The organism is Amycolatopsis sp. VS8301801F10, from assembly GCF_046195355.1.
Lineage (GTDB): Bacteria > Actinomycetota > Actinomycetes > Mycobacteriales > Pseudonocardiaceae > Amycolatopsis.
Map to the genome: position 1 here is coordinate 7636326 of NZ_CP176065.1, position 11156 is coordinate 7647481.

An 11156-nucleotide genomic window follows, 5' to 3' on the forward strand; every position below is an offset into this window, starting at 1 on the left:
GTCAGCCCTTTACGCTTCCGGCGAGGATGCCGTTGATGAAATGCTTCTGCAGCACGATGAACAGGATCAGGAGCGGGACGAGCGCGAGCGACGCGGCGGCGAGCAGCTCGCCGGTGACCGTCGCGTAGTCGGCGTCCACGCGGTTGCCCGAGATGTTCTGGGCGAGCGTCGAGAGGACGACCTGCAGGGTGGCCATCCGGCTGGAGCTGGCCGCCACGACCGGCCAGACGAAATCGTTGTAGATGTTCATGATCGTCAGCACGCCGAGCCCGGCGAGACCGGGCCGGATCGCCGGGACGACCACCCGCCAGAAGATGCCGAACTCGCCGCAGCCGTCGACGCGCGCGGCGTCGAGCAGTTCGTCCGGGACCGCCGCGATCACCTGGCGCATCCAGAAAATCGCGAACGCGTCGACCGAACCGGGCAGGATCAGCGCCTGGTAGGTGTTGACCCAGCCGAGTTCCTTCATCTCCAGCAGCAGCGGGATGATCAGCACGATCGTCGGCAGCATCAACGTGAGCAGCACCGTGCCGAAGATCAGGTTGCGGCCGGCGAACCGGTACTTCGCGAGCGCGTACGCCGCCAGCGGCGCGCAGAACATCGTGATCGCGCCCTTCGCCACGAGCACGACGCCGGTGTTGAGGAACCCGCTGCCGATCGGGACGTCCTGGAACATCCCGCGGAAATTGGCGAGGGTGAAGGTCGCCGGATCGAATCCGAGCGGGTCCCGGATGATCTCGCCCGCCGGTTTGAACGACGACAGGATCGCCCACGCGACCGGCGCGAGCAGGGCGACGGTCAGCACGATCAGGAACGCGTGCGAGCCGAGCAACGGCCGCGCCTTGGACCGCCGTTCGCGGACGCCGAGGGTCGTCATGTCAGTCCTCCGCTCGCAGCAGCCGCACGAAAAGCAGCGACCCCGCCATCACGACGATCACCAGCAGGAACGAGTTCGCCGCTCCGGTGCCGAGATCCGCGCGGGTGATGTGCTGGTACAGGTAGAGCCCGGCGGTGGTGGTCGAGGTGTACGGCCCGCCTTTCGTCACCACGTACGGTTCGGCGAACATCTGGAACACCGCCAGCGTCTGCAGGACGACGCTGAACATCAGCGAACGGCGCAGCAGCGGAACGGTGATCGACCACAGCTGCCGTACCCGGCCGGCTCCGTCGAGCGAGGCCGCCTCGTACAGTCCGCGGTCGATCTGCTGGAGTCCGGAAAGGACGATCAGCACCACGAACCCGGTGGTCTTCCAGAGGAACAGCAACGCGAGCGTCGGCTTCGCCCATCCGCTCGTGACGAGCCAGCCGACCGGCGGCAGGCCGACCGCGCCGAGCAGCGCGTTCACCGCGCCGTTGTCCTGGTCGAACAGCACGATCCAGATCTGCGCGACCGCGACCAGCGGCGTCACGAACGGCACGACGAACGCCACCCGGTAGAAGCCGCGCAGCCGCTTGATCGCGTTGAGCAGCACCGACACGAGCACCGCCAGCACGATCTGCGCCGGGACGATCAGCAGCCACAGCACCCCGGAATTGCCCAGCGACGACCAGAAACCGCCGTTGGTCAGCAGGTACCGGTAGTTGTCGAGGCCGACCCAGTGCGCGGCGCCGGAGCCGTGCCAGTCGGTGAAGCTCAGGCGCAGCGTGAAGAACAGCGGGTAGACGCTGAAAGCCAAGAACACCAGCACGAACGGCAGCACGAAGACGTACGGCGCGAACCGGCGGCGCCAGGACAGGGCGCTCCGCCGCCGACGGGGCGCCCGGGACCGCGGTGCGGCGGCAGGCGGCGGTTCCCTGAACGCTCTCGTCGCGGCGGAAACGGAACGATTGGTCATTTGCGGTCGATCAGGTTGGTCTGGATGTCCTTGCCCGCCTTGTCGATCACCTGCTGCGGGGTGAGCGCGCCGTCCAGCATTTTCTGCAGGCCGGTGCCGAGGTAGTCGACCGCGCCGGACCACCAGGACGGGATCGGCGCGCCGCCGGGGATGTCCCGGCTCGCTTCGACCGCGGTCTTCCACAGGTCCTGGCCGCCCATCGCCTCGATCGGGCGGAACAGCGGTTTCGCCGGGTCGGCCGCGGGCCGGTAGGCCGGGATCGACGTGTTCAGGCCGCCCGGATAGACCGCGTTCGGGCCGTAGACCCCGGTGTAGCCGGCCTCCTCGAACGCCAGGAAGCGGTAGAACAGCCAAGCCAGCTTCGGGTTCTTGGCGTCCTTGGGGATGACGAACGACGAGCCGCCCATCGCGCCGCTGCGCGCGCCGCCCGCGGTCCACGCCGGCAACGGCATCGCCCGCCAGTCGCCCTTCGTCGCGGTCAGCTGCTGCTGCGGGGCGAAGTCGAACCAGATCGCCCACGGGTAGAAGACCTCGTTGCCGGAGTCGAGCGCGCTGACGTCGCTGGGCTTGAGGTACTCCGCGCGGGTGCCGAGCCCGTCCTTGCGCACGGTGTCGAGCCAGGTCAGGATCTGGCGGTACTGCGGCGAATCCAGCCGCAGCGCGCCGTCCGGGCCGGCCAGGCTGGTGCCGAGCTGGCTGGCGAACATCTCGAGCTGGAGCTGGCTGTTGAAGGCGTTCTGCTCCAGGTGGATCGGCTTCGCGCCGGGCTTGTACTGCTGGTACTTCTTCGCCGCGGCGAGCAGGTCGTCGTAGGTCTTGATGCCGTTCGGGTCGATCCCGGCCGCGCTCAGCGCCTTCGCGTTGTAGAACAGCAGCCCGGGGTCGAGGTCGAAGGGCACGCCGTAGATGCCGCCGCCCACGGTGTTGACGTCGACCTTCTGCTTCGCGATGTCCTTGGTGTAGGGCGCGAGCACGTCCTTGAGATTCCACAGGTGGCTGACGTAGCCGCCGACCTTGGCGTCGTCGAGGAAAACGCCGTCGGGCACGTCGGTGCCGGTGATCAGCGTGTTCTGCAGTTTGGAGTCGATGTCGACGGCCTCGTGCTTGACCGTGACGCCGGGGTATTTGGCGGTGAACTTCTTGATCGCGGAGTCGAAGACCTTGTACAGGTCGCCGGAGCGGTCCCAGATGGTGATCTCGCCTTTCGGCGCGTCCTCCGCCGGGGCCTGCAGGACGGCGTTGTCCGCCTCCGCGCCGCCGGAACCGATGTCCGGGCCGCAGCCGGTCAGCCCGGCGACGAGCAGGACCGCCGCGGCGGCCGTTCCGCCGCGGCGCGCGAGGAGGCGGGCTGGTCCGCCGCTCCGTCCGAGAGTGGATTTCATGGCACTCCTTTGTGCGGGACGGTGACAAGGGGCGCGGGGAGAAGGACGCGCCCTCGTTTGCCATCGTACGCAAACTGTACGACATGCTTGCACACGTTGCAAAAGGTAGGGTGGCTTCCGGACGAAGGGGGTTTCCATGGCGGCGACGTTGCGGGACGTAGCGGATCGGGCACAGGTTTCCGTGCGGACGGTGTCGAACGTCGTCAGCGGCTACGAGCACGTCAGCGACAAGATGCGCCAGCGCGTGCTGCGGGCGATCGAGGAGCTCGGCTACATCCCGAACCCGGTCGCGCGCACGCTGCGCACCGGCAAGACCGGCCTGCTTTCGCTGGTGGTGCCGGAAATCGACGTGCCGTACTTCAGCCAGCTCGCGCGCGAGGTCATCGACGCCGCCGCGGGTCTCGGCTTCCAGGTGATGATCGACCAGACCGGGCACGACCACGAGCGGGAACGCCAGCTGCTGCGCGGCGGCGGCAGGCGCAACCTGTTCGACGGCATGCTGTTCGCGCCGCTCGCGACGAGAGACGAGCTGCGCGACGTCGACCCGGGCCGCTCGTCGCCGCTGATCCTGCTCGGCGAGCACGTCTTCGACCAGCGCTTCGACCACGTGGCGATCGACAACGTCGTCGCGGCCCACGACGCGACGAAACACCTGCTCGACCGCGGCCGCACCCGCATCGCGGCGATCGGCGCCCAGCCCAAGCAGACCTACTCGACGCCGTTGCAACGCACCGAGGGCTTCCGGAAAGCACTGGAGGAACGCGGGCTCGAACCGGTGAACGCGTTGCAGCGCACGGCCGCGCACTACGGCCGCGCCGACGGCTACGCTGCCGCGACGTCGCTGCTGCGCAAGTCACCGCATCCGGACGCGATCTTCTGCTACTCCGACCTCCTCGCGATGGGCGCGATGCGCGCGGTGTTCGACGCCGGTCTGCGGGTGCCAGAAGACGTGGCGATCATCGGGATCGACGACATCGAAGAAGGCCGCTACTCCCGGCCGTCGCTGAGCACTGTTTCGCTTGACACGCCGTTCATCGCGAGAACGGCCGTCGCCCGGCTGGCCGCGCGGATCGAGGACCCTGGGCTGCCTGCGGAGGAGTTCATCGCACCGCACACGCTGCTCGCCCGCGAAAGCACGGGAGGAAGCTGACCCGGCACCGGCACAGCAACCCGTGGCTTCAGCGCACCCGCAGCCGCCGCCGGGCGAAGACCAGTGCGCTGAGGCTCAGCACCGCCAACGCCATCACGTAGTAACTCGGCGCCAGGTTGCTCCCGGTCGCCTCGATCAGCCAAATCACCACCAGCGGCGTGAACCCGCCGAACAGCGAGGCGGTGAGGTTGTAGCTGACCGCCAGCCCGGTCGCCCTGGTCCGGGTCGGGAAGACGTCGGCCATCATCGTGCCCAGCGGGCCGACGTACCAGACCTTGACCAGGCCGATCGCGGCCAGCACCGCCGTCATCATCGCGAACGTCGGATGGCTGTTCAGCGCGAGGAACAACGGGAAGATCGCCAGCAGCAGCACCGAACAGGCAGCCGCCATCAGCGGAACGCGGCCGGTCCGGTCGGAGAGCCGTCCGGCGACCGGCGCGAGGACGGTCAGCACGATCTGCGCGACGATCGTCGTGGTGAAGGCCAGCGATGTGGGCAGTCCGAGATTGCGGATCGCGTAGGTCGGCAGGTAAATGATCAGGTAACTGATCGCGGTCGACACCGCCATCGCGCCCATCGCGACCAGAATCCGCGTTTTCTGCGCACGCAGGACTTCCCGCAGCGGAGCCTCGGCGGACTCCTTCTCGAATGCCGGGGATTCCTCGACGTGCCGCCGGATATAAAACCCGATCGGCGCGATCAGCAGGCCGAAGGCAAAGGGAATCCGCCAGCCCCACGAACCCAGTTGCTGTTCGGTGAGCACCGCGCTCAGCACGGCGGCGAACACGATGCCCAGCAAGGTGCTCAAGCCCTGGCTCGCCGCGCCCCAGCTGCCCATGAAGCCGCGGCGTTTCCGGTTGCTCTCCACCAGGTACGCGGTCGCGCTGCCGAATTCGCCGCCCGCCGAGAATCCCTGCAGCAGGTTGGCGAACACCAGCCCGATCGGGGCCGCGATCCCGATCGTCGCGTAATTCGGCATGATCGCGATCAGCAGCGAGGCCACCGCCATGATCCGGATCGACACCACCAGCGCGGCTTTGCGGCCCGCACGGTCGGCGTAGGACCCGAGGATCATCCCGCCGAACGGGCGGATCAAATACGCTACTGCGACGCTGGCGAAAGCCAGCATCAGCGACACCGCCGGATCAGTCGCGGGAAAGAACTGTTTCGCCAGCACGTCGGCGAACAAGGTGTAGGCCCCGAGGCTGAACCATTCCAGGGTGTTGCCAATCGTGGCCGCGAGCACGATCCGGGACGAACGCGGTGCTGGGCCGTGGCCGGTTTTCAGGGCAGGGGAATCGGGAGCGGGAATCGACATGGTCGCCTCCGGGGCGGTGCGTCAGCGGTTCGGCTTCGTGGGTGAATCGCGGCTCCGAGCGCATTCGCCCGGAGCAACCATGTGCGGGAATTCAGCGGAGCTTGCCCAATTCGAGCAGGACGTTCGCGGCGGCCGTGATCCCGGCGTGGAACCGGGCGAGTTCGAAATTCTCGTTGGGGCCGTGGTTGTGCTCGTCGACGTTCGCCAGCGGGATTCCGTAGCACGGCAGGCGGAGGCCGTCGGACAGCGCGGCGATCGGGAGGCTGCCGCCCATCGCGGGCACCAGCACCGCCGGACGCCCGGCGGCCGCGCTGACCGCGTCGGTGATCACCGCGGTGTACGGCGATTCCGGCAGCGTCCGCGAAGCTTCCATCACCCCGCCCGGGACGTGCAGTTCGGCGTGCGGAAGGTGTTGCGCGAGGTGCGCGCGCAACGCGCCGAGGACCGTGGAGGCCCGCTGGCCGCCGACCGTCCGGATATCGCAGCGGGCCACCGCGACCGCCGGGATGACCGTGCGGTGCTCGCCTCCGTCCAAACAGGACAGCGAGTTGATGCTGAAGGTGGGCGAGGCGAGGCGGTCGTTGAACCCGGCGCCGTCCGGCACGTCCATCCGGTCCAGCCCGACTTCGGCGAGCGCGGCGGGCACGTCGACCGGAAGCGCGTCGAGCGCGTCTCGTTCCGACGGGCTCAGCGGGACCATGCCGTCGGTGAACCCCTCGACCAGGATCTCCCCGTCGGGCGAGCGCATCGTCGACAGCAGCCACACCAGCTCCCACGCCGGGTTCGCCGCGACCCCGCCCCAGTTTCCCGAATGCAGGGCCGCCGGAGCGCCGGGCACCCGGATCTCGAACCGGACCGCGCCGCGCACGCCGAGGCTGACCGTCGGCTCGCCGCTGTCGTGCACCGGCCCGTCGCTCCACAGCACCAGGTCCGCGTCCCACTCGTCGCGCAGCCCGGCGAGCGCCGGCTCCAGGTTCGGACTGCCGATTTCTTCCTCGCCGTCGAGCAGCACCGTCACGCTGCACGGCAGTTCACCGGTCTCGGCGAGCGCCCGCAACGCCAGCAGTTGCGCGAAATGCTGCCCCTTGTTGTCCCCCGTGCCGCGCCCGTACATCCGCCCGCCGCGGACGCTGGCCTCGAACGGCGGACTGTCCCAAGCGGACAGCGGCCCGGCCGGCTGGACGTCGTAATGCCCGTAGATCACCACGTGCGGCGATCCGGGAGGCCCATCGGCGTGCCCCACCGCCAACGGCCAGCCGCCGGTGTCCACCTGCCGCGCGTCGAGCCCGCTGCGCCGCAGCAGCCCGCACGCGAACTCGGCCGCCTCGGCCATGCCCTCGCCGGTGGCGCTCACGCTGGGAACGCCGATCCACTCGGCCAGCTCCGCCTCGTGCCGCTCCCGGTGCTGCTCGACGTACGACTCGATGCGGCGCACCCGGACCTCCAGTGATTTCATTTTCTGATATCGATACCATCGAAGCAAATCGGCTAAGCTGCTGTCAATGGACGAGCCCCTCCCGCGCCAGGCGACCGCCGCCGACCTCCGCGCGCTCGCGCACCCGCTGAGCTGGCGGATTCTGCGGCTGTGCCTGGATTCCGCGTGGACGAACCAGCAGCTGGCGAAACGGCTGGAAGAGTCGCCGGCGACCGTGCTGCGCCGGGTGCACGCCCTCGCGGAAGCGGGTTTCCTCGTCGCCGAACCGGCCCGCCGCAGCGACCTGGGCGCGTGGGAACGCCCCTACCGGACGACGCGGCGGACCTGGCACCTGGACCTCGACCAGGCAGGCGATCCCGCGCTGACCGCACGCGTCGAACTGGCGACCCTGGACGCGCACCGAGCCGAAATGCTCGAAACCGACCCGGCGTCGATCCAGCAGACCCGCCGCGGCGTGGTCCGGCTGAGCGACGAGGCCGCGACCGAACTCCAGTCCCGGCTGGACGCGCTGCTGGACGAGTTCGTCGAACGCGAGGAACCGACCGGGCGCAGGTATTCGTTCCTGTGGAGCGTGGTCGAGCGGCCCGGAGAGCCGGACCCCGCGAAGGACTGACGACGGCAAGAGCTGTCGCGCAGGGGCCGAAACCGCGGACGCCCATTCCGTCGCCGCGCCGGAATTGAGCGCGCTTTGAGCGACGCGGACTAGCCTCGATCAGGCTAAGCGTATTTTTCGCGGACCACGGCGGCGCGCCCCCGGGTCACGCATTCCGCCTTTCCCGTTTCCGATGTGCTGGGGAGAATTTCAAGCGATGAGTCTGCGCACGATCCCGCTCGCCGCCGGAGCCTTGCCCGTCCTCGGGCATCTGCTCCCCTTGCTGCGCGATCCCTTCGGCTTTCTCACCGGACTGCCCGAACAGGGCGACTTGGTGCGCGTCAAGGCCGGCCCGGCGACCGTGGTGGTGGTGTGCGATCCCGAACTGACCCGCCAAGTGCACCGCGACGACCGCGCGTTCGACAAGGGCGGCCCGATCTCGGAATGGAACCGCCGGCTGCTGGGCGACGGCCTGTTCACCTGCCCGCACGACCTCCACCGCCGCCAACGGCGGCAGCTTCAGCCCGTTTTCCACCGCGACCTCGTCTCCGGTTACCTGGGCAAAGCCGCGGCCCGGATCGCCGAACTGACCGGTTCCTGGCAAGACGGGCAAATTCTCGACGTCTCGGCGGAAATGCGGAAACTCACGTCGTCGGTCGTGGTGTCCACGCTGTTCTCCGATTCGATTCCGCCGGACACGGTCCGCCAGGCATTGCGGGACGGGGACGTATTCCTCAACACTCCGGTGCAGCTGCTCACGCTGAGCGAATTCAAGCTGCCGGTGCTGAACGTCCGGGAACGCAAGCAAGCCCAGCAGCGGCTGCAGGAGGTGAGCACCGACCTCGTGCGGCGGCACCGTTCCGGCGGACGCGACCGCCACGATCTGCTGTCGATCCTGATCGCGGACAAGGACGACCAGGGCGCCCTGTCGTCCCCGGAAGAACAGATCAGCAACAACGTGCTGACCTTCTTCCTCGCCGGCGCCGAGACGACGTCGCTCACCCTGGCCTGGGCTCTCCACCACCTGACGCGGGCGCCGGAGGTGGCCAGCCGGTTGCGCGCCGAGGCGGACGAGGTGCTGGCAGACCATCCAGTCGGCCCGGCGGATCTGGAGCGCCTGCCCCTCGCGCGCCGGGTGATCAGCGAGACGCTGCGGCTGCGGCCGCCGGGCTGGGTCGCCTCCCGCTCGCTGACCGCCGACACCAAACTCGGCGACCACCTCCTGCCCGCCGGGACGAACGTGATCGTCAGCCCTTATCTCATCCACCGCCGCGAGGACCTCTACCCGGATCCGGAACGCTTCGACCCGGACCGCTGGCTCCACACCCGCGCTACCGCGACGGCCTCGTACATCCCCTTCGGCAACGGGGCGCGCAAGTGCATCGCCGACAACTTCGCCCTCGGCGAAGCGGCACTGGCTCTCGCCGGCATCACCCGCCAATGGCGCCTCGACCCGGTGCCCGGCGCCCGGGTACGCCCGGTCCCCGCCGGGACGCTGCGCACCAAAGGCCTGCTGTTGCGGGCGACCGCCCGAAAGCCTTGACCAGCGCTTCCCGTTCCCCGGCCAGGAGACTCCCCTTCGGATCGGCCGACCTGTTGCACATTCGCCCGGCGATGCAGGAAAATCGTCGCGAATGCGCACAGCGTGCCCGGAAACCGGCGCGCGTCTCATGGGGGAGCCAGATGCGGAGCACTCTTGACCTCAGGATATTAGGACCTCTCTCGGTATCCGCGGGGAACAGGACGCTGACCCCGTCCGCCCCGAAGGAACGCCATTTGCTCGGGTTGCTGCTCACCCAGCACGAAAAAGTCGTTTCGCTGAACCGGATCATCGACGAGCTGTGGCTCAAAAAGCCTTCCAAATCGGCGGTGACCGCGGTGCAGACCTACATTCTGAACATCCGGCGGCAGCTGGCGGCGGCACTGGACGTTCCCGGCAGCCGGGTGCGCGCCGAAATACTGCAGACCCACAACCGGGGATATCTGTTCGACACCGCGCAAAGCCGGTTCGACCTCGCCGAATTCGAGCGGCTGACCGCACGGGGAAGCACCGCGCTGGACGCCGGCGATCACGCCAAGGGAGTGCGGCTGCTCGCCGCGGCCGAGCAGCTGTGGCGCGGGCTCCCGCTGCTCGATGTCGACCAGGGGCCGCTGCTGCAGGCCGAAGTCGCCCGGATCGAGCAGACGCGGTCCAACGCCCGGATCAAGCGGGTGGAAACCCAGCTGCACATCGGGCAGTTCCGCGAGGTGCTCGCCGAATTGTCCGGACTGGTCGTGGAACATCCCTTCGACGAGCATTTGCACGGTTACTACATGATCGCGCTGCAGCGAGCGGGAAGACGCCAGGACGCGCTGCGCGTATTCCATGAACTGCGCAAATCTATGACCGAGGAACTGGGCATCGAACCGTCCGCCGAACTGCAGCTGCTGCAGCGGAGGGTGCTCGACGCCAACAGCACTTCCGCGATCGAACCGACCGCCCGGAACTCCTTGCTCCACCAGCTGTACGCCGCCCCCGGGCGCTGATATTGACACCGGTTCCGCGGAAACCGACCATGGAACTCATGGTCGACCCAACCCCGCGATCCCGGCTGGACGCGGAATTCTCCCCGAGCCGCCTGGCCCCGAATTTCCCGGCCATTCTCGAGGAATGCGCCGAACTCAGCCGGAAAGCCAAAGACACGACCGGATTCGCCACCTATTCCTACGGCCCGCATCCGGCCGAAGCCGTGGACCACTTCCCCGCTTCCGAGCCCGGCGCGCCGCTGCAGGTGTTCGTCCACGGCGGACACTGGCAGCAGACCAGCAAGGACGAGGCCAGCTTCAGCGCACTGGATTTCGTCAACCAGGGCTACGGATTCGCCGCAGTGGGCTACGGCCTCGCGCCCGGCCGGACCCTGCCCGAGATGTGCGACGCGGTGTGGCGGGCGTTGTGCTGGATCCGGGACAACGCCGGAAAACTCGGCACCAGGCCGGACGCGGTGCACGCCAGCGGAAGTTCCGCGGGCGCGCACCTGCTGGCCATGGCGCTGTGCACCGATCGGCGCACGCCCGGCGAGCGGCCCCCGCTGGCCAGCGCTTGCCTGCTGAGCGGCACCTACGACCTGGAACCGATCCGGCACACCTACGTCAACGACGCGCTCGGCCTCGACGCCGCGACGGCCCGGGCGCACAGCCCGCTGCACGCGCTGCCCTGCCGGACGCCCCGGCTGCTGCTGGCGCGGGGCGAATTCGAGACCGGCGAATACATTCGCCAGCAGAAGGAATTCGCGGCCGCGGCCCGCCAGGCGGGCAATCAGGCGGCCGAGCTGGTCGTCCCGGGGGCCAACCATTTCGATCTGGTGCTGGGACTGGGAAAGCCCGCAGATCCGCTGGGCTCCCGGGTGCTGGCGGCCATGGCGACGCGCTAGCGCTGGGTGCCGCCGAGGCCCAGTCTCGGCGGCA

General features: G+C 68.8%; 10 protein-coding genes. 5 read left to right on the forward strand and 5 right to left on the reverse strand.

The annotated features are described in order from the left end of the window. Position 1 precedes the first annotated feature (1 nt). The 3 genes from F9C11_RS34945 to F9C11_RS34955 are packed head-to-tail and all read right to left on the reverse strand — an operon-like array spanning position 2 to position 3217. On the reverse strand, positions 2 to 877 hold the full coding sequence (locus F9C11_RS34945) for a carbohydrate ABC transporter permease (RefSeq protein WP_409181632.1): 876 nt from the start codon (positions 875 to 877) through the stop codon (positions 2 to 4). A 1-nt stretch (position 878) separates the two neighbouring features. Next, complete coding sequence (locus tag F9C11_RS34950; protein WP_409181633.1) at positions 879 to 1835, reverse strand: carbohydrate ABC transporter permease; 957 nt, start codon at positions 1833 to 1835, stop codon at positions 879 to 881. Further along, a complete protein-coding gene (locus tag F9C11_RS34955) occupies positions 1832 to 3217 on the reverse strand; it encodes an ABC transporter substrate-binding protein (protein ID WP_409181634.1) in 1386 nt (461 codons plus the stop codon). The genes F9C11_RS34950 and F9C11_RS34955 overlap by 4 nt, the downstream gene beginning before the upstream one ends. A gap of 136 nt (positions 3218 to 3353) precedes the next feature. Here F9C11_RS34955 and F9C11_RS34960 point away from each other — a divergent pair, with 136 nt between their 5' ends. Next, positions 3354 to 4367, forward strand: a complete 1014-nt coding sequence (locus tag F9C11_RS34960; protein ID WP_409181635.1) for a LacI family DNA-binding transcriptional regulator — start codon at positions 3354 to 3356, stop codon at positions 4365 to 4367. Between the two features lie 28 nt (positions 4368 to 4395). Here F9C11_RS34960 and F9C11_RS34965 read toward each other — a convergent pair whose 3' ends face one another. Further along, positions 4396 to 5685 (reverse strand): MFS transporter, encoded by a 1290-nt coding sequence (locus tag F9C11_RS34965; RefSeq protein ID WP_409181636.1) that lies wholly within the window; start codon positions 5683 to 5685, stop codon positions 4396 to 4398. Positions 5686 to 5776: 91 nt separating this feature from the next. Then, complete coding sequence (locus tag F9C11_RS34970) at positions 5777 to 7141, reverse strand: M20/M25/M40 family metallo-hydrolase (RefSeq protein ID WP_409181637.1); 1365 nt, start codon at positions 7139 to 7141, stop codon at positions 5777 to 5779. Between the two features lie 46 nt (positions 7142 to 7187). On the opposite strand from F9C11_RS34970, the gene F9C11_RS34975 reads away from it, so the two are divergent. From F9C11_RS34975 to F9C11_RS34990, 4 genes are all read left to right on the forward strand, one after another. Continuing rightward, positions 7188 to 7733: an ArsR/SmtB family transcription factor gene (locus F9C11_RS34975; protein ID WP_409181638.1), complete on the forward strand. Its 546-nt coding sequence runs from the start codon at positions 7188 to 7190 to the stop codon at positions 7731 to 7733. Positions 7734 to 7929: 196 nt separating this feature from the next. Then, positions 7930 to 9255 carry a cytochrome P450 gene (locus F9C11_RS34980; protein WP_409181639.1) on the forward strand — a complete coding sequence of 442 codons (1326 nt, stop codon included), beginning with the start codon at positions 7930 to 7932 and terminating at the stop codon, positions 9253 to 9255. Between the two features lie 140 nt (positions 9256 to 9395). Then, entirely contained in the window at positions 9396 to 10238 is an 843-nt protein-coding gene (locus F9C11_RS34985) for a BTAD domain-containing putative transcriptional regulator (protein ID WP_409181640.1), read from the forward strand. A 38-nt stretch (positions 10239 to 10276) separates the two neighbouring features. Then, positions 10277 to 11122 carry an alpha/beta hydrolase gene (locus F9C11_RS34990; RefSeq protein ID WP_409181641.1) on the forward strand — a complete coding sequence of 282 codons (846 nt, stop codon included), beginning with the start codon at positions 10277 to 10279 and terminating at the stop codon, positions 11120 to 11122. The last annotated feature ends 34 nt before the right edge of the window (positions 11123 to 11156 follow it).